Below are 17532 nucleotides of genomic sequence, written 5' to 3'. Positions count from 1 at the left end.
CATGCAGGATGAGTTCAACGACCCGCTCTGGCGCCAGGTCGTCTCCGGCGCGCAGATGCTCTTCGTCGCCTTTGGCGCGCTGGTATTGATGCCGCTGATTACCGGCCTCGACCCCAACGTCGCGCTGTTCACGGCGGGTTTGGGAACTCTGCTGTTTCAGATAGTGACCGGCCGTCAGGTGCCGGTATTCCTGGCCTCGAGTTTCGCTTTCATCACTCCGATCATCCTCGCCAAGGGCCAGTTCGGCCTGGCCGAGACCATGGGCGGGGTCATGGCGGCGGGCTTCGTCTACACCTTCCTCGGCCTTGCGGTAAAAATCAAAGGCACCGGCTTTATCGACCGCCTGCTGCCACCGGTGGTGATCGGCCCGGTGATCATCTCGATCGGCCTGGCAATGGCGCCGATTGCCGCCAACATGGCCATGGGCAAGGCCGGTGACGGCGCCGAGCTGCTGCCGTACGGCACCGCGATGATGATCTCCATGCCGGCGCTGCTGACCACCCTGATCGTCGCGGTGTTCGGCAAGGGTATCTTCCGCCTGGTGCCGATCATTGCCGGGGTGCTGGTGGGCTTTGCCCTGTCGTTCTACTTTGGCGTGGTCGACACCGCCAAGATCGCCGCCGCGCCCTGGCTGGCGCTGCCGCACTTCACCGCGCCAGCGTTCAACTGGCAGGCGATCCTGTTCATCGTACCGGTGGCCCTGGCGCCGGCGATCGAGCACATCGGCGGGGTGATTGCGGTGGGCAGCGTGACCGGCCGCGACTACCTGAAAAAGCCTGGCCTGCACCGCACCCTGCTCGGTGACGGCATCGCCACTACCACTGCCGGCCTGTTCGGCGGGCCGCCCAACACCACCTACGCCGAAGTGACCGGCGCGGTGATGCTGACCAAGAACTACAACCCGAAGATCATGACCTGGGCGGCAATCTTTGCCATCACCCTGGCCTTCATCGGCAAGTTCGGCGCGCTGCTGCAGAGCATTCCGGTGCCGGTAATGGGCGGCATCCTCTGCCTGCTGTTCGGCTCGATCGCGGCGGTGGGCATGAACACCATGATCCGCCACAAGATCGATCTCAGCGAAGCGCGCAACCTGGTGATCGTGTCGGTAACCCTGGTGTTCGGTATCGGCGGCGTGCTGATCGGTAGCGGCACAGGCCCCGATGACTGGGGCCTGAAGGGCATCGCCCTGTGCGCGGTGGTGGCTATTGCCTTGAACCTGCTGCTGCCGGGTAACGACAGCTGGAAGAACAAGGCGCTGGACGATCAGTTGCCTTGATCTGAAGGTCTAGCCCCCTCCCAAGCAGTCTGTGGGAGCGGGCTAGACCCGCGATGAGGCCCTCAAGCCTCTTCGCACATCCCCTTCAACGCCTGCACCCACTGCGGGTGATCATTCAGGCACGGCACCAGCACCAGCTCTTCGCCGCCGGCCTCGACAAACTGCTCGCGCCCGCGGTCACCGATCTCTTCCAGGGTCTCGATGCAATCGGCGACAAACGCCGGGCACATTACCAGCAGCTTTTTCACCCCTGACTTGCCCAGCTCGTCCAACCGCGTTTCGGTGTACGGCTCGATCCACTTCGCCCGCCCCAGCCTTGACTGGAACGACACCGACCACTTGCCGTCGGGGATGCCCATCTTCTGCGCGAACGCCTGGGCGGTGCGCAGGCACTGGCCGCGATAGCAGACCGCAAGCACCTCGGGCGAAGCGGTGCGGCAGCAATCGGCGTCCTGGAAACAATGCTTGCCGGTGGGGTCGAGTTTTTTCAGGTGTCGCTCGGGCAGGCCATGGAAGCTGAGCAGCAGGTGATCGTAATCTTCCTGCAAGTATGGCTGCGCGCTGGCTACCAGGGCGTCGATGTATTCCGGCTTGTCGTAGAACGGCTGCAGAATCGCCATCTCGAGCGGCAGCTTGTGCTCGCCAATCACCTGTTTCGCCTGCTCGATGACCGTGGTCACGGTGCTGTCGGCAAACTGCGGGTACAGCGGCGCCAAGGTGACCTTCTTCACGCCCTGGCTGGCCAGGCGCGTCAGCACCGTCGGCAACGAAGGCTCGCCGTAGCGCATGGCGATTTCCACCGGGCCGTGGCTCCACTGCTCGCGCATTGCGGCCTGCAGGCGGCGGGTCAGCACCACCAGCGGCGAACCCTCGTCCCACCAGATCGAGGCATAGGCATGGGCCGATTGCTCCGGGCGCTTGATCAGGATCAGCGACACCAGCAGCCGCCGCACCGGCCACGGCAGGTCGATGACATAGGGGTCCATGAGAAACTGATTGAGGTACCGGCGCACGTCGGCGACAGAGGTGGAGGCCGGTGAACCCAGGTTGACCAGCAGCAAAGCGTGATCGGTCATGCAACGTCCTATTTCAGAGGCGCCTGGACAGTTCATCCAGGGCCGATTGCAGATCATTGAAGCGGAAGGTAAAACCGGCCGCCAGCAAACGTACCGGCCGCGCCCGTTGCCCGCCCAGTAGCAAGGTCGACAATTCGCCCAGCCCGGCCTTGAGCAGCAGCGCCGGCATCGGCATCAATGCCGGGCGGTGCAGGGCCCGGCCCAGACGCCTGGCGAACTCGCGGTTGCGCACCGGCTCCGGGGCGCAGGCATTATAAGGACCGCTGGCATCCTTGTGCTGCAAGAGAAAATCAATCAGGGCGATCTGGTCGTGTATATGGATCCACGGCATCCACTGCCGACCGTCGCCGATAGGCCCGCCCAGCCCGAGTTTGAACGGCAGGCGCAGGCGCGACAAAAAGCCGCCCTCGCTCGCCAGCACCAGCCCGGTACGCACCAGCACCACGCGAATCCCCAGCGGTTGTGCGGCCATGGCGGTTTCTTCCCAGGCGATGCACAGCTGGCTGGCGAAATCCTCCTTGACCGGCTGCGAAGCCTCGGTGAGTTCGCGCTCGCCACCATCGCCATACCAGCCTACCGCCGAACCCGAGATCAGTACCTCGGGGCGCTGCTGACGCTTCTCCAACCAGGCCAGCAATTGCTCGGTCAAAGTGATACGACTGGCCCAGAGCAAGGCGCGACGGCTGGAGCTCCAGGGCCGGTCGGCAATCGGTGCGCCGGCCAGATTGATCACCGCGTCCACGCCGTCGTCATCGGCCAGCTCATCGAGCCGGGCTATGCCACGCACCCCGGAGCCACACAACTTGCCCACCTGTTCAGGGCGCCGACTCCATACCGTCAGCCGATGTCCCTGGGCCAGCCAGTGCTGACACAGGTGTTGGCCGATCAACCCGGTACCGCCGGTCAGCAATATATGCATGGCTGTGTCCTCGCATGGCGCGCCAGTGGTCTATTTTTAACAACAAGGCACTTTTTTGACCGATCGCTCTCGGATAAACATAGGCCAACCTGTGGTAACGAGCGGAATCATCTTATACAGGATTCGTGCATTGTACAGGTTTGCCGGGCAGCGTAGTCTGCAACCATTAGGTTCGAAGAGGCCATCATGACTGTACCTATTGCCATCATCGGGGCCGGTATCGCCGGCCTGTCCGCCGCCCAGGCGTTGCAAAAGGCCGGGCAGACCGTTCATTTGTTCGACAAGGGCCACGGCAGCGGCGGACGCATGGCCAGCAAACGCAGCGATGCCGGCGCCCTTGATCTCGGCGCCCAGTACTTCACGGCCCGCGACCGGCGCTTTGTCGACCAGTTGCAGCAATGGGTAGCGGCCGGTTGGGCGGCCGAATGGAAGCCGCAGCTGTATCACTATCAGGATGGCGTACTGAGCCCCTCCCCCGACGAGCAGACGCGCTGGGTTGGCGTGCCGCGCATGAGCGCCATCACCCGCGGCCTGCTCAAGGATGTCACGGTAAACTTCAGCTGCCGTATTGCCGAAGTCTATCGCGGCCAGAAGTACTGGCACCTGCAGGACACCGACGGCTGCAGCCACGGGCCGTTCAGCCGGGTGGTAGTCGCCGTGCCGGCGCCTCAGGCCACCCAGTTGCTCAGTGCTGCGCCCAAGCTGGCCGCCACTGCCGCCGGCGTGCAGATGGACCCGACCTGGGCCATCGCCCTGGCGTTCGACACCCCGCTCGACACCCCGATGCAAGGCTGCTTCGTACAAGGCAGCGCCCTCGACTGGCTGGCGCGCAACCGGAGCAAACCCGGGCGCGACGAACACATGGACACCTGGGTGTTGCATGCCACTTCCAGCTGGAGCAAGCAGCACATCGACCTGCCCAAGGAGGCGGTGATCGAGCAACTGTGGGGCGATTTCGCCGAGCTGGTCGGCTGCGTGGTGCCCGCCCCGAACTTCTCCCTCGCCCACCGCTGGCTGTATGCCCGCCCGGCCAGCAATCACGAATGGGGCGCCCTGGCCGACGCTGACCTGGGCCTGTATGCCTGTGGCGACTGGTGCCTGTCGGGCCGGGTCGAAGGCGCTTGGCTCAGCGGCCAGGAAGCGGCCCGTCGGCTGCTTGAGCATCTGGAGTAACAGCTGCCGGGGCTGCTCCTGTTCAGCCCCGCCTGACATTTTCGACATCCTGCACAAAAGTTGTACAAGTGGTTTGACTTGCACAGGTTTGCCCCTATGATGGGATTTACCTGTACATAAAACTTTATTTGTACAATATTTTTCAGGATCTGTTCATGAACGCTCGTGACCTGCCGCGCAAGCCCCGCATTGCTGTCAGCGCCTGTCTGATCGGCCAGGAAGTGCGTTTCAACGGCGGCCACAAAGCCTCGCGCCTGTGCAACGAGGTCCTCAGCGAACACTTCGATTTGGTCCCGGTTTGCCCAGAAGTCGCCATCGGCCTGGGCGTGCCACGTGCACCCATCCGCCTGGTAGGTGATCCTGCCGACCCGCAGGCCGTGTGCAGCCGCGACCCCGGCCTGGATCTGTCCGGCCCGTTGCGCGCTTACGGGCAGCAGATGGCCAAGGATCTCGACGATATTTGCGGCTACATCTTCATGCACAAATCCCCCTCCTGCGGCCTGGAGCGAGTCAAGGTCTATCAGGCCAATGGCTATCCAGCGACCGAGGGCGGCCGCGGGTTGTTCGCCGCCGCCTTCTGTGAGCAGCGTCCCGATTTACCGGTGGAAGAAGATGGCAGGCTCTGTGATCCGGTGCTGCGCGAGAACTTCATCACCCGGGTATATGCCTACGCCGACTGGCAGCAGCTGATCGCCGCTGGCGTCAGCCGCGGCGCCCTGATCGCGTTTCATTCCCGCTACAAGTACCAGCTGATGGCGCACAACCCGCAGCAGTACAAAGTCCTGGGCAAGCTGTTGGGCAGCATGGGCCGCGACGACGATCCCGAGTTGCTCGCCCCGCGTTACTTCAGCCAGTTGATCCAGGCCCTGAGCCGCTGCGCCAGCCGTGGCACCCACAGCAATGTACTGTTGCACCTGAGCGGTTACCTGCGCGATGCCTTGAGCCGCGCCGACAAGCAGGAAATCCAGCAACTGATCAGCCAGTACCATGCCGGCGTGGTGCCGCTGGTGGTGCCGCTGACCCTGCTCAAGCATCATTTGCGCAAGCATCCCGACCCCTACCTGGCGCAGCAGGTGTACTTGCAACCGCACCCGGAAAACCTGAGCCTGCGCAATGCCATCTGAAGCCTTGTTGCCGATCCGCGAGGTGACGCGCCTGACCGGTATCAACCCGGTCACCCTGCGTGCGTGGGAGCGTCGTTACGGCTTGATCGTGCCGCAACGCACCGGCAAGGGGCATCGCCTCTACAGCCAGGAAGACGTCCAGCGTATCCAGCAGATCCTCACCTGGCTTGACCGGGGCGCGGCGGTCAGCCAGGTCAAAGCCTTGCTGCAAGCCAGCCCGGGGGAGTCACCGTCGCCGGCCGGCAGCGACTGGCAGGCCCTGCGCGAGCAACTCAAGGAAGCCATCGCCGCCCTCGCCGAGCGCCGGCTTGAGCAGCAGGTGAACCAGGCCATGGCCCTGTACCCGGCGGCAACCCTCTGTGAACAGCTGTTGATGCCGCTGCTTGCCGACCTCGAACTGCGCTGGCAGGGCCAATTCGCCACTGGCCTTGAGCAGGTGTTCTTTTTCTCGTGGCTACGCAGCAAGCTCGGGGCACGGGTCTATCACAACAACCATCAGCTCGGCGGCGCCCCCTTGCTGCTGGTAAACGGCTCTGACCTGGCCTTCGACCCACGGCTGTGGCTGACGGCCTGGCTGGCCAGCAATGCCGGTTACCCGGTGCAGGTCTTCGACTGGCCACCACCGGGCAACGAGCTGAGCCTGGCGGTCGCCCAGTTGCGGCCATGGGCGTTGCTGCTGAGCATCGACAAGTCGCTGGACATCGCCCGCTTACAAAGAAACCTGGCCGACGTCGAAATTCCGAAACTCCTGTGCGGCCGCGCAGTCAGCATTCATAAGCATGCCCTGCAAGCCTGGACGGACGAGACGCTGTTTGTCCTCGATTCGCCCCAGGCGGCGCTTCAGTGCCTGCGCCAACTCAGGGGCGAACAGCCTGAATTTCACCTTCAAGGGTAACCAAACAGCATGCAACTGATCTGGCTGCGCAGCGACCTGCGCGTAATTGACAACACTGCACTGGCAGCAGCCTGCGAACGCGGCCCGACCCTGGCAGTATGGCTGCTCAGCCCTGGGCAGTGGCAGGCCCACGACGATGCGCCGTGCAAGGTCGACTTCTGGTTGCGCAATCTGCAAAGCCTGCGTGCGGCACTGGCGCAGTTGAACATCCCCCTGCTGATCCGCTACGCCGACACCTGGCAGCAGGCACCGCAGGTCTTGCTGCAGCTGTGCCAGGAGCATCAGGTGCAGGCGCTGCACTTCAACGAGGAATATGGCGTTAATGAAAGCGCCCGCGACCAGGCGGTGCAGGCTGCCCTGGGCGAGCACGGTATTGCCGCGCACGGCTATCTTGACCAGTTACTGTTCCGCCCAGGCAGCATCCTGACCCGCAGCGCCAGCTACTTTCAGGTCTTCAGCCAGTTTTGCAAAGTTTGTTACGAACGCCTGCACCTGGGCGTGCCACCCTTGGTCAACCCAATCAGGGCGCAAGCGCCGACGGCTGTTGCCAGCGATCCGGTTCCCGTTGAGGTAGCCGGTTTCCCACACCCTGCGCAGGCCTTGCGCGAGCTCTGGCCTGCCGGTGAAGAAGAAGCACAGCAGCGCCTGCAACGCTTTATCGACGAATGCGCCGAGGACTACCAGAATCAGCGCGACCTCCCCGCCGTCGCCGGCACCAGCCAGCTGTCAGCCTACCTGGCCGCCGGGGTGATATCGCCGCGTCAGTGCCTGCATGCCGCGCTGAACCACAACTTCGGCGAGTTCGACAGTGGCAACCGCGGCCTGGTGACCTGGATCAACGAGCTGCTCTGGCGCGAGTTCTACAAACACATCCTGGTGGGCTATCCACGGGTCTCGATGCACCGTGCCTTCCGCCCGGAAACCGAGGCCCTGCCCTGGCGCCATGCACCGGAGGAACTCAAGGCCTGGCAGCAAGGACAGACCGGCATCCCGATCATCGATGCGGCCATGCGCCAATTGCTTGCCACCGGCTGGATGCACAACCGCCTGCGCATGATCGTTGCCATGTTCCTGACCAAGAACCTGCTGATCGACTGGCGCGAGGGCGAGCGCTTTTTCATGCGCCACCTGATTGATGGCGACCTGGCCGCCAACAACGGCGGCTGGCAGTGGAGTGCTTCGACCGGCACCGACGCAGCGCCCTATTTCCGCATTTTCAACCCTGTGAGCCAGTCTCAGCGTTTCGATAGCGCAGGGCATTTCATTCGGCAATGGCTGCCTGAGCTTGCCGACCTGGATGAAAAAAAAATCCACAATCCCGTGCCAGGTGGCGATCTTTTTGCTACTAATCATTATCCACAGCCTATTGTGGACCTCGGTAGCAGTCGCCAACGTGCGTTGAATGCATTCAGGAATTTACCCACGCGGCAGGAAGAGAGGGCAGTCATGTGAGCGAACCCATCGCGCGCAAGGTGTGGGTCACCGGCGCAAGCAGCGGCCTGGGCCTGGCGCTGGTGCAACAACTGCTTGAGCAGGGCTGGAAAGTCGCTGCCAGCGGACGTCCTTCGCCCGAGCTCAAGGGCCTTTCGCAGCTCAACCCCGAGCAGTTGCTGCTACTTGACGGCAATCTCGATGATGGCACGCAGGCCGCACACGCTGGCCAGCAACTCCAGGCCCACTGGGGCGCCCTCGATTGCCTGCTGGTGAATGCCGGCACCTGCGATTACCTGGACCCTGGCCTGCCGCCGACGGCCATTTTCGAAGCCATCGCCAGCAGCAACCTGAGCGCTTCGGTTCATTGCTTGAACGTGGCAGTGCCGCTGCTGGAAAAAGGCCAGGCGCCACAGGTGCTGGCTGTGCTCAGCCGCTATTCGGCGCTGCAACTCTACGAGCCCAGCCAGCCGGCAACCCCGGACAACAACCTGACACAAGTGTTTCGCGCTGAGCGTCAGAAGCTCGAGAGCAAAGGCATCGCCTTGACCGTGGTCGCACCGCAGGCGTTGAAAACGCCACTGCTGGCGGTTCAGGTCCGACCTGAACAATGGACGCCGGAAACTGCTGCCGATGTGATCATCCAGCGTTTGCCAGAGCGCGCCCCCGAGCTACTGCTCGAAGCCCTCAACCTCAACAGCCTCTGGCCACTGCCCGAACTACCTGCAAGCCCTGTGTAAAACACAGGGCTGTGCTCTTTCAGGTCAGAGCGGCATGCGGTAGTGCAACGCGTAACTTTCTACCCCATCGTTGGGCGTTTGCAGCCCGGCGTTGGAGTAGTGGATCGCCCGCACGCCGACTTCATGCCCGCCGGCAAAGCGCAAACCAAAGCCGATGCGATCTTCGAACTGGAACGAAGAGCCGAGTTTGTTGCTTTCAACTTCGGTACTGGAGAATGCGGCCACACCAATACCGGCTTCGATATAGGGTTTGACCGACTCACCTGCGAACTCGTAAACGAACACCGGCGCAAACGACAGGCTGTGGTTACTCGACTTCTCGTCGCCATCCCAATAGGTGTAGGCACCGTCCCAATAGCCGGTGATACGGCCTACGCTGGTTTGCCACCAACTGACATCCCAGTTCGATTGCAGGCCGAGGCGATAGGTCATGGTCGAGTCGCCGGTCTGCCCGACCGAGAACGACACGTCCGCTGCTTGAGTTGTGAAAGATTGCCCCAGGGTAACGGCTGCAAGAGCAGCCAAGCAAAGCAGTTTCTTCATGAGAAACGTCCTTTTTCCTAATGCTGTTGTTGGTTTTTCTGTCTCACCAGACAATAAATAGAAATCGGCAGCGTTGCGTTAGTTCAGTCAATGTTGAGTGCTTTTCACACTTTTTTTACATTGGAAAGCTTCGCACACTGTCAGATTTATTCCACAACATTGGAAGGATCTTTCGCAAATGTTCAGGGCTGGCACTGGTCCAGAATTGCGCATCGCGCGCCGGTCCTGCAGCCAGCAATTCACCCTCGCCCAACAGGCGCTGCAATTGCCGGGCAACGGCGGCGCCAGTATCGATGATCGCCACCGAGGCGGGGATCATTTGCGCCAGCAGAGGCTTGAGGAAGGGGTAATGGGTGCAGCCCAGGATCAGGGTATCGCAGCCGGCGTCGAGCAAGGGCTTTACATACCCCTGGAGCATCTCACGCACCACCGGGCTGCTCAGGTCGCCAGCCTCGATGCACTCCACCAGGCCCGGGCAAGGCTGGGTGACGACGCGAATGTCGTTGGCAAAGCGATCGAGCAAGGCAACGAACTTGGCGCTTTGCAGGGTGCCGGTGGTGGCCAGCACGCCGACCACACCGCTGCGGGTCGCGGCAGCGGCGGGTTTGACCGCAGGCTCCATACCGACGATCGGCCAGTGCGGATACTGTTCGCGTAAATCTGCCACCGCCGCCACGGTGGCGGTGTTGCAAGCCAGGACCATGGCCTTGGCGCCTTGCTCGCGGAAGAACTCGGCGACCATGCGACAGCGCTGGCGGATGAACGCCGGCGACTTCTCGCCATAGGGGATGTAGCCGCAGTCGCCGACGTACAGCAGCGACTCGTCGGGCAGCAGGCGCTGGATCTCGGCCAGTACCGACAGGCCGCCGACTCCGGAATCGAAAACGCCGACCGGCGCCGCCGCAGCGTCAGCCATGATGCTCGCCACACACGCTGCAGCCCGGGTCGCGCTTGACCCGCAGCTCACGGAAGCGGCTGCCAAGGGCGTCGATCAACAGCAAGCGCCCCACCAGCGGCTCGCCGAAACCGGCCAGCAGCTTCAGCGCCTCAAGTGCTTGCAGGCTGCCAACCAGCCCCACCAGCGGGCCCAACACGCCGGCTTCGCTGCAGGTCAGTTCGGCTTCGCTGCCGTGCCCGTACAGGCAGTGGTAGCAGGGGCTTAGCGGGTTACGCGGGTCGAACACCGACAACTGCCCTTCCAGGCGAATCGCCGCGCCGCTGACCAGCGGTTTGCCGTGGGCGACGCAGGCAGCATTGACCGCTTCGCGGGTAGTGAAGTTGTCCGAGCAATCGAGCACCAGGTCCACGGCCTTGACCGCTTCAGCCAGGGAGTCCTCATCCAGCGCGCGGCGATGCGCTTTGAGGGTGATTTGCGGGTTGATCGCGGTGAGCCGGGCAAGCGCCGAATCAACCTTGCTCAGGCCTACCGACGCACTGTCGTGCAAGACCTGGCGCTGCAGGTTGGTGACATCCACCGTATCGAAGTCGGCCAGGTGCAATTCGCCAACCCCGGCGGCCGCCAGGTACAGCGCCACTGGCGAGCCGAGACCGCCGAGGCCGACGATCAGCGCCTTGCTGTTTTTCAGCCGCAGCTGACCGTCGATATCCACCTGCGCCAGGAGGATCTGCCGGCTGTAGCGCAACAGCTCCTGGTCGCTCAGCACGACAGCCGCCCCAGGGTGATGCGCTCGTGGCCGTTGAGGTCGAGGCGGCTTTCGATCTGCTCGAAATCATGCCTGGCCAGCAGCTCGCGCACGGCGGCGGCCTGGTCGTAACCGTGTTCGAGCAGCAGCCAGCCAGCCGGCGCCAGGTGCGCCGGCGCCTGGCTGACGATGCAGCGCAGGTCGTCCAGGCCGTCTTCGCCAGAGACCAGCGCGCTGCTGGGCTCAAAGCGCACGTCACCGGCCACCAGGTGCGGGTCGGCGGCGGCAATGTACGGCGGGTTGCTGATGATCAGATCAAAGCGCTCGCCGGCCAGGGCATCGAACCAGTGGCTGCTGCGCACGTTGACGTTGTTCAGTTGCAGGCGCTGGCGGTTGCGCTCGGCCAGGGCCACGGCTTCGAGCACGCGGTCGACCGCGGTGACCTGCCACAACGGGCGCTCACTGGCCAGGGCCAGGGCAATCGCCCCGGTGCCGGTGCCCAGGTCGAGCAGCTTGACCGCACTACCCGGCAGCAACTGCAGGGCGGTTTCCACCAGCAGCTCGGTTTCCGGACGCGGGATCAAGGTATGCGGGGCCACTTCCAGGTCGAGGTTCCAGAACCCCTGCTGACCCAGAATGTAGGCCACCGGCTCACCGGCGCGGCGGCGCTGCAGGAAGTCGGCAAAGGTCAACGCCGCTTCGCTGCTGACAATCCGCTCCGGCCAGGTGTGCAGGTAGCTGCGCGACTTGCCGATGGCCGCCGCCAACAGCAGTTCGATATCCAGACGCGCGGTCGGCGAATCCGGCAGCTCCGCACCGCGGAGCAAGCTGGCAATAATCGTCATTTACTCACCCAGTGCCGCCAGTTGATCCGCCTGGTACTCGGCCAGCAACGGCTCGATTACCGCGTCGACCCCACCGGCCAGAACGTCATCCAGGGAATACAGGGTCAGGTTGATGCGGTGATCGGTCACCCGCCCCTGTGGATAGTTGTAGGTACGAATTCGTTCGGAACGGTCACCCGAGCCGACCAGCAGCTTGCGCTCGCTGGCCATGGCATTCTGCGCCGCGCTGGTCTGGATGTCGTTGAGCTTGGCCGACAGCCAGGACATCGCCCGGGCACGGTTCTTGTGCTGGGAACGTTCTTCCTGGCACTCGACGACAATGCCGGTGGGCAAGTGGGTGATGCGGATTGCCGAGTCAGTCTTGTTAATGTGCTGACCACCGGCACCGGAGGCACGGTAGGTGTCGACACGCAGGTCCGCCGGGTTGATCTCGATCGCCACCTGCTCGTCCGGCTCCGGCAGCACCGCCACGGTGCAGGCCGAGGTGTGAATGCGGCCCTGGGATTCGGTCTCGGGTACACGCTGGACGCGGTGGGCACCGGACTCGAATTTCAACTTGCCGTAGACGCTGTCGCCTTCGACCCGGGCAATGATTTCCTTGTAGCCGCCGTGTTCGCCCTCGTTCTCCGAGAGAATTTCCAGGCGCCAGCCGCGCTTTTCGGCATAGCGCGAATACATGCGGAACAGGTCGCCGGAAAAGATCGCCGCCTCGTCACCACCGGTACCGGCGCGGATTTCCAGGAACACGTTGCGCCCGTCGTTGGGGTCCTTGGGCAGTAACATGCGCTGCAGCTGGTTTTCCAGCTGCGCCAGTTGCTCCTTGGCTTCGCGCACTTCTTCCACGGCCATTTCGCGCAGGTCCGGGTCGCTGTCCTTGAGCAGCGCCTGGGCGCCGGCCAGATCATCCTGGACCTTGCGCCACTGGGCGTAGGCGACGGCGACCGGCTCGACTTCAGCGTATTCACGGGAATAGGCGCGAAAGCGCGTCTGGTCGCAAATGACCTCGGCATCGCCCAGCAGGGCGGTCAGTTCCTCGAAACGGTCCTGGAGCGTGTCCAGTTTATTCAGCAGCGACGCTTTCATTGCGGGGTTTTATCCGTCGAACCCTCGGAGAGGGCAAAGAGTTCCTGGGCCATGGCCAGCGCATCGAGGCGGCCTTCGGCAGAGAGCTTTTTCAGTTGCACGCTGGGCGCATGCAACAGCTTGTTGGTCAGGCCACGGGCCAGTTGCACCAGCACCTCATCGGCACTGGCGCCATTGGCCAGCAGGCGCTGGGCCTTTTGCAGCTCTTCGTCGCGCAGGCGCTCGCTCTGCTGACGGTAAGCCTTGAGTACATCCACCGCGGCCAGCTCGCGCAGGCGCAGCATGAAATCTTCGGCGCCCACCGAGACCAGCTCTTCAGCGGCCTGGGCAGCACCCTGGCGGCTCTTGAGGTTCTCGGCGACCACTTCGTGCAGGTCATCGACGGTGTACAGGTAAACGTCATCGAGCTCGCCCACCTGTGGCTCGATATCGCGCGGCACGGCGATGTCGACCATGAAGATCGGCTTGTGCCGGCGCTGCTTCAGGGCGCTTTCCACCGCACCCTTGCCGAGGATCGGCAACTGGCTGGCGGTGGAGCTGATGACGATATCGCTGTTGACCAGCTCCTGGGGAATGTCGGCCAGCAGCACCGCATGGGCGCCGAACTGCTCGGCCAGGGTGCTGGCACGCTCCAGGGTGCGGTTGGCGACGACGATGCGCCGCACGCCCTGCTCGTGCAGATGGCGGGCGACCAGGGTGATGGTTTCACCGGCGCCGATCAGTAGCGCCTGGCTGCGGCCCAGGTCGCTGAAGATCTGCTTGGCCAGGCTCACGGCGGCAAAGGCCACCGACACCGGGTTTTCGCCGATGGCGGTATCGGTGCGCACCTGCTTGGCAGCGCTGAAGGTTGCCTGGAACAGCCGCCCGAGCAGCGGGCCGATGGTTCCGGCTTCGCGCGCCACGGCATAGGCCGACTTCATCTGGCCGAGGATCTGCGGCTCGCCCAGCACCAGCGAGTCGAGCCCGGAGGCCACCCGCATCATGTGCCGCACGGCATCGTGATCTTCATGGATGTAGGCGCTGGCGCGCAGTTCATCCAGGCTCAGTTGATGATATTCGGCCAGCCAGCGCAGGATGCTCTCCGCAGCCAGGTGGTCCTGCTCTATATAAAGCTCGCTGCGGTTGCAGGTCGAAAGGATCGCGGCTTCGCGGCTGGCGGTCAGTCGGCAGAGCTGCTGCAAGGCGTCCACCAGCTGCTCAGGGGTAAACGCCACGCGCTCGCGTACGTCTACCGAGGCAGTCTTATGGTTGATACCGAGGGCAAGAAAGGCCATGCAAGGTCGCTGATTGTGACGAGAAGCCGATAATTGTCCTACTTCGCAGAGCGCAGAACAACCACCGCTCGCTATTGTCTCTATAGTCTACCCCTACCGAGACCTTCGCTTATGGGTTTGCCCCGGCGCTTGTGTCATGATGATCCGACCGCTGGTAAGCCGCCCAAATCCCGATTATGAATAGATCCTACGCGTTGCTCCTTGCCCTTGCCTTGCTCCAGGGCTGCCAGACCCTGGCTCCGGATTCCCCGGATGCCAAGGCGCCTGCAGATGCCGCCCCGGTGCAACCGGCCAAGCCCACCGTCTACGGATCGTTCAGCCAGGACACCGTGTACAGCCTGCTGACCGCAGAACTTGCCGGCCAGCGCGATCGTTTCGATATCGCCCTGGACAATTACGTCAGCCAGGCAATCAAGACTCAGGACCCGGGTATTTCCGAACGCGCCTACCGCATCGCCGAATACCTGGGCGCCGACCAGGCCGCGCTCGACACCTCGCTGATCTGGGCGAAAAACGACCCCGGCAACCTCGACTCCCAGCGCGCCGCCGCCATCCAGCTGGCTCGCAGCGGTCGCTATGACGAGTCCATGGTCTACATGGAAAAGGTCCTTCAGGGCCAGGGCGACACCCACTTCGACTTCCTCGCCCTGTCGGCACTGGAAACCGACCCGGACACCCGCGCCGGCCTGCAAAACAGTTTCGATCGTCTGTTGGTGAAGTATCCTGACAACGGTCAGCTGGTGTTCGGCAAGGCCCTGCTGCTGCAACAGGATGGCAAGGCCCAGGCGGCCCTCGACCTGCTCGAAGAACACCCGCCCGAAGCCGGCGAGATTGCCCCGGTGCTGCTGCGCGCGCGCCTGCTGCAAGGCCTGGACCGCGGCAAAGAGGCCCTGCCGCTGCTGCAGAAAACCATTCGCCAGTACCCGGACGACAAACGCCTGCGCCTGACCTACGCGCGCATGCTGGTCGAGCAGGATCGCCTGGCCGATGCCAAGGCCGAGTTTGTCAGCCTGGTCCAGCAATACCCGGACGACGATGAACTGCGTTACTCGCTGGCCCTGGTCAGCCTGGAAACCAAGGACTGGGACGAAGGCGCCGGCTACCTCGAAGAGCTGATCGCCCGCGACAGCCATGTCGATGCCGCGCACCTGAACCTGGGGCGCATCCATGAAGAACGCAACGACCCCGAAAGCGCCCTCAACGAGTACGCCCTGGTCGGCCCCGGCAACGACTATCTGCCAGCGCAACTGCGCCAGGCCGACATCCTCATTGCCAACGGCCGCAGCGCCGAGGCCTCGCGGCGCCTGGCCGCAGCCCGCGAAGCCCAGCCCGACTACGCGATCCAGCTGTACCTGATCGAAGCCGAAGCCCTGGGCAACAACGACAAGGACGCCCAGGCCGAGCAGGTGCTGCAGCAAGCGATCAAGCAGTACCCGGACGACCTCAACCTGCTGTACACCCGGGCCATGCTTGCGGAAAAGCGCAACGACCTGGCGCAGATGGAAAAAGACCTGCGCAGCATCATCAGCCGCGAGCCGGAAAACGCCATGGCCCTCAACGCCCTGGGCTACACCCTGGCTGACCGCACCAGCCGTTATGCCGAAGCCAAGACCCTGATCGACAAGGCGCACCAGATCACCCCGGACGATCCGGCGGTGCTCGACAGCCTCGGCTGGGTCAACTACCGCATGGGCAACCTCGACGAAGCCGAGCGCCTGCTGCGCCAGGCCATCGAGCGTTTCCCCGATCACGAAGTCGCTGCCCACCTGGGTGAAGTGCTCTGGGCCAACGGCAAGCGCCGCGAAGCCCGCCAGGTCTGGGCCAAAGGTTTCGAAGCCCAGCCCGACAGCCCTATCCTGCGCAAGACCGTCCTGCGCCTGACCGGATCCGAGACTCTATAAGCCTATGTTTTTGCGCCACTGCATCACCTTCTGCCTGATTGCCCTGCTTGCCGGTTGTGCCGGCTTCGGCTCCCGTGAGGCCCTGCGGGGCGAAGGCAACCCCCAGCTGTGGCGCGAGCACAAGCAACAGCTGAGCACCCTCGATGGCTGGCAGATCAACGGCAAGGTCGGCATCCGCGCGCCGAAAGACTCCGGCAGCGGCACGCTGTTCTGGCTGCAGCGCCAGGACTACTACGACATCCGCCTGTCCGGCCCGCTCGGCCGCGGCGCTGCACGCCTGACCGGGCGCCCCGGCGGCGTCACCCTCGAGGTCGCCAACCAGGGCCGCTTCGAGGCGCAAAGCCCGGAAGCCCTGCTGGCCGAACAACTGGGCTGGGAGCTGCCGGTGTCGCACCTGGTCTGGTGGATTCGCGGCCTGCCCGCCCCCGACAGCAAGAGCCAGCTGACCCTCGACGGCGACAGCCGCCTGGCCAGCCTCAAGCAGGACGGCTGGGACGTGCAATACCTGAGCTACGCCGAACAGAACGGCTACTGGCTGCCCGAGCGGATCAAGCTGCACGGGCAAAACCTCGACGTGACCCTGGTGGTCAAAGACTGGCAACCACGGCAACTGGGCCACTGATCAATGAACACTGCAACCCTGACCCTGCCGGCCCCGGCCAAGCTCAACCTGATGCTGCACATTCTTGGCCGCCGCGCCGATGGCTACCATGAGCTGGAAACCCTGTTCCAGTTTCTCGAGCATGCCGACGAGCTGTCTTTCGCCCTGCGCGAAGACGGTGAAGTGCGCCTGCACAGCGAGATCGACAACGTCCCCCATGAAAGCAACCTGATCGTCAAGGCCGCGCGCAAGCTCAAGGCCCTGACCGGCTGCGACAAGGGCGTGGATATCTGGCTGAAAAAAATCCTGCCCATGGGCGGCGGCATTGGCGGCGGCAGCTCCGACGCCGCCACTACCCTGCTCGGCCTCAACCATTTATGGCAACTGGGCTTGAGCGAAGACCAGCTGGCTGAACTGGGCCTGACCCTGGGCGCCGACGTGCCGGTTTTCGTCCGCGGCCATGCGGCGTTCGCCGAGGGCGTGGGCGAGAAGCTGACCCCGGTCGACCCCGAAGAGCCCTGGTATGTCGTGCTGGTCCCGCAAGTATTTGTTAGCACAGCAGAAATTTTTTCAGATCCGCTGTTGACACGTGATTCCTTGCCCCTTAAGATGCGCCCCGTTCCCAAGGGAAACAGTCGAAATGACTGCCAACCGGTGGTAGAGCAGCGTTACCCAGAGGTACGCAATTCATTGAATTTGTTAAACGAATTCACTGAGGCTCGGCTTACCGGAACTGGAAGTTGTGTGTTTGGGGCCTTCCCAAACAAAGCTGAAGCTGATAAAGTTTTGGCCCTTCTTGCAGAGACCCAAACAGGGTTTGTAGCTAAGGGAAGCAACGTTTCGATGTTGCATCGCACGCTGCAGAGTCTGCTCTAGGAATCGAGCACCAGGTGCTCGCAGCAACAGATACAGGGGCGTCGCCAAGCGGTAAGGCAGCAGGTTTTGATCCTGCCATGCGTTGGTTCGAATCCAGCCGCCCCTGCCATTTTCCTTATACTCATCCAGGTA

At 63.3% G+C, this 17532-nt stretch carries 17 protein-coding genes and 1 tRNA gene; 10 read left to right on the top strand and 8 right to left on the bottom strand.

Annotation, left to right across the window (positions count from 1 at the left end; genetic code table 11):
• Position 1: 1 nt before the first annotated feature.
• On the top strand, positions 2-1276 hold the full coding sequence (locus tag BLR26_RS25920) for a uracil-xanthine permease family protein (RefSeq protein WP_093387948.1): 1275 nt from the start codon (positions 2-4) through the stop codon (positions 1274-1276).
• A 62-nt stretch (positions 1277-1338) separates the two neighbouring features.
• On the opposite strand, the gene hemH is transcribed toward BLR26_RS25920, so the two are convergent.
• Together hemH and BLR26_RS25910 are read right to left on the bottom strand one after the other, a co-directional pair.
• On the bottom strand, positions 1339-2352 hold the full coding sequence (gene hemH, locus BLR26_RS25915) for a ferrochelatase (protein WP_045196002.1): 1014 nt from the start codon (positions 2350-2352) through the stop codon (positions 1339-1341).
• Positions 2353-2365: 13 nt separating this feature from the next.
• A complete protein-coding gene (locus BLR26_RS25910; RefSeq protein ID WP_093387946.1) occupies positions 2366-3271 on the bottom strand; it encodes a TIGR01777 family oxidoreductase in 906 nt (301 codons plus the stop codon).
• A gap of 186 nt (positions 3272-3457) precedes the next feature.
• Between BLR26_RS25910 and BLR26_RS25905 the strand changes: the two genes are divergently transcribed.
• From BLR26_RS25905 to BLR26_RS25885, 5 genes are all read left to right on the top strand, one after another.
• Complete coding sequence (locus BLR26_RS25905; protein ID WP_045195999.1) at positions 3458-4444, top strand: NAD(P)/FAD-dependent oxidoreductase; 987 nt, start codon at positions 3458-3460, stop codon at positions 4442-4444.
• A gap of 155 nt (positions 4445-4599) precedes the next feature.
• Positions 4600-5568: a YbgA family protein gene (locus tag BLR26_RS25900; RefSeq protein ID WP_093387943.1), complete on the top strand. Its 969-nt coding sequence runs from the start codon at positions 4600-4602 to the stop codon at positions 5566-5568.
• Positions 5558-6463, top strand: a complete 906-nt coding sequence (locus tag BLR26_RS25895) for a MerR family transcriptional regulator (RefSeq protein ID WP_045195995.1) — start codon at positions 5558-5560, stop codon at positions 6461-6463. The genes BLR26_RS25900 and BLR26_RS25895 overlap by 11 nt, the downstream gene beginning before the upstream one ends.
• A 9-nt stretch (positions 6464-6472) precedes the next feature.
• Positions 6473-7915, top strand: coding sequence for a deoxyribodipyrimidine photo-lyase (phrB, locus tag BLR26_RS25890; RefSeq protein ID WP_093387940.1), 1443 nt, complete (start codon positions 6473-6475; stop codon positions 7913-7915).
• Positions 7912-8634, top strand: a complete 723-nt coding sequence (locus BLR26_RS25885) for an SDR family NAD(P)-dependent oxidoreductase (RefSeq protein ID WP_045195990.1) — start codon at positions 7912-7914, stop codon at positions 8632-8634. The genes phrB and BLR26_RS25885 overlap by 4 nt, the downstream gene beginning before the upstream one ends.
• 24 nt (positions 8635-8658) lie before the next feature.
• On the opposite strand, the gene BLR26_RS25880 is transcribed toward BLR26_RS25885, so the two are convergent.
• The 6 genes from BLR26_RS25880 to hemA all read right to left on the bottom strand — a co-directional run bounded on the left by BLR26_RS25880 (position 8659) and on the right by hemA (position 14022).
• The gene (locus BLR26_RS25880; RefSeq protein WP_093387937.1) at positions 8659-9177 is read right to left on the bottom strand and encodes an acyloxyacyl hydrolase; all 519 of its coding nucleotides are present in this window, start codon (positions 9175-9177) and stop codon (positions 8659-8661) included.
• 115 nt (positions 9178-9292) lie between these two features.
• Entirely contained in the window at positions 9293-10093 is an 801-nt protein-coding gene (murI, locus tag BLR26_RS25875) for a glutamate racemase (RefSeq protein ID WP_093387934.1), read from the bottom strand.
• Positions 10086-10841: a molybdopterin-synthase adenylyltransferase MoeB gene (locus tag BLR26_RS25870; RefSeq protein WP_093387931.1), complete on the bottom strand. Its 756-nt coding sequence runs from the start codon at positions 10839-10841 to the stop codon at positions 10086-10088. Before BLR26_RS25870 ends, murI begins: the two co-directional genes overlap by 8 nt.
• Entirely contained in the window at positions 10835-11665 is an 831-nt protein-coding gene (prmC, locus tag BLR26_RS25865; protein ID WP_093387928.1) for a peptide chain release factor N(5)-glutamine methyltransferase, read from the bottom strand. Before prmC ends, BLR26_RS25870 begins: the two co-directional genes overlap by 7 nt.
• Positions 11666-12748 carry a peptide chain release factor 1 gene (prfA, locus tag BLR26_RS25860; protein WP_045195980.1) on the bottom strand — a complete coding sequence of 361 codons (1083 nt, stop codon included), beginning with the start codon at positions 12746-12748 and terminating at the stop codon, positions 11666-11668.
• A complete protein-coding gene (gene hemA, locus BLR26_RS25855; RefSeq protein WP_045195978.1) occupies positions 12745-14022 on the bottom strand; it encodes a glutamyl-tRNA reductase in 1278 nt (425 codons plus the stop codon). Before hemA ends, prfA begins: the two co-directional genes overlap by 4 nt.
• Positions 14023-14198: 176 nt before the next feature.
• Between hemA and BLR26_RS25850 the strand changes: the two genes are divergently transcribed.
• The 4 genes from BLR26_RS25850 to BLR26_RS25835 all read left to right on the top strand — a co-directional run bounded on the left by BLR26_RS25850 (position 14199) and on the right by BLR26_RS25835 (position 17509).
• Complete coding sequence (locus tag BLR26_RS25850) at positions 14199-15923, top strand: tetratricopeptide repeat protein (protein WP_045195976.1); 1725 nt, start codon at positions 14199-14201, stop codon at positions 15921-15923.
• A gap of 4 nt (positions 15924-15927) precedes the next feature.
• Positions 15928-16545 (top strand): lipoprotein insertase outer membrane protein LolB, encoded by a 618-nt coding sequence (lolB, locus tag BLR26_RS25845; protein ID WP_045195974.1) that lies wholly within the window; start codon positions 15928-15930, stop codon positions 16543-16545.
• Between the two features lie 3 nt (positions 16546-16548).
• Positions 16549-17400 carry a 4-(cytidine 5'-diphospho)-2-C-methyl-D-erythritol kinase gene (gene ispE, locus BLR26_RS25840; RefSeq protein WP_045195972.1) on the top strand — a complete coding sequence of 284 codons (852 nt, stop codon included), beginning with the start codon at positions 16549-16551 and terminating at the stop codon, positions 17398-17400.
• A gap of 34 nt (positions 17401-17434) precedes the next feature.
• Positions 17435-17509 (top strand) — tRNA-Gln (locus BLR26_RS25835).
• Positions 17510-17532 lie beyond the last annotated feature (23 nt).

The sequence above is a fragment of the Pseudomonas sp. UC 17F4 genome (assembly GCF_900101695.1).
Lineage (GTDB): Bacteria > Pseudomonadota > Gammaproteobacteria > Pseudomonadales > Pseudomonadaceae > Aquipseudomonas.
Note: the sequence above shows the minus strand (reverse complement) of the source record. Positions and strands in the feature narration are given on the sequence as shown.

Excerpts from the sequence above, each read along its gene's own strand:
- BLR26_RS25920 (WP_093387948.1), top strand. The coding sequence starts at position 2 with ATGCAGGATGAGTTCAACGACCCGCTCTGGCGCCAGGTCGTCTCCGGC.
- hemH (WP_045196002.1), bottom strand. The coding sequence starts at position 2,352 with ATGACCGATCACGCTTTGCTGCTGGTCAACCTGGGTTCACCGGCCTCC.
- BLR26_RS25910 (WP_093387946.1), bottom strand. The coding sequence starts at position 3,271 with ATGCATATATTGCTGACCGGCGGTACCGGGTTGATCGGCCAACACCTG.
- BLR26_RS25905 (WP_045195999.1), top strand. The coding sequence starts at position 3,458 with ATGACTGTACCTATTGCCATCATCGGGGCCGGTATCGCCGGCCTGTCC.
- BLR26_RS25900 (WP_093387943.1), top strand. The coding sequence starts at position 4,600 with ATGAACGCTCGTGACCTGCCGCGCAAGCCCCGCATTGCTGTCAGCGCC.
- BLR26_RS25895 (WP_045195995.1), top strand. The coding sequence starts at position 5,558 with ATGCCATCTGAAGCCTTGTTGCCGATCCGCGAGGTGACGCGCCTGACC.
- phrB (WP_093387940.1), top strand. The coding sequence starts at position 6,473 with ATGCAACTGATCTGGCTGCGCAGCGACCTGCGCGTAATTGACAACACT.
- BLR26_RS25880 (WP_093387937.1), bottom strand. The coding sequence starts at position 9,177 with ATGAAGAAACTGCTTTGCTTGGCTGCTCTTGCAGCCGTTACCCTGGGG.
- murI (WP_093387934.1), bottom strand. The coding sequence starts at position 10,093 with ATGGCTGACGCTGCGGCGGCGCCGGTCGGCGTTTTCGATTCCGGAGTC.
- prmC (WP_093387928.1), bottom strand. The coding sequence starts at position 11,665 with ATGACGATTATTGCCAGCTTGCTCCGCGGTGCGGAGCTGCCGGATTCG.
- prfA (WP_045195980.1), bottom strand. The coding sequence starts at position 12,748 with ATGAAAGCGTCGCTGCTGAATAAACTGGACACGCTCCAGGACCGTTTC.
- hemA (WP_045195978.1), bottom strand. The coding sequence starts at position 14,022 with ATGGCCTTTCTTGCCCTCGGTATCAACCATAAGACTGCCTCGGTAGAC.
- BLR26_RS25850 (WP_045195976.1), top strand. The coding sequence starts at position 14,199 with ATGAATAGATCCTACGCGTTGCTCCTTGCCCTTGCCTTGCTCCAGGGC.
- lolB (WP_045195974.1), top strand. The coding sequence starts at position 15,928 with ATGTTTTTGCGCCACTGCATCACCTTCTGCCTGATTGCCCTGCTTGCC.
- ispE (WP_045195972.1), top strand. The coding sequence starts at position 16,549 with ATGAACACTGCAACCCTGACCCTGCCGGCCCCGGCCAAGCTCAACCTG.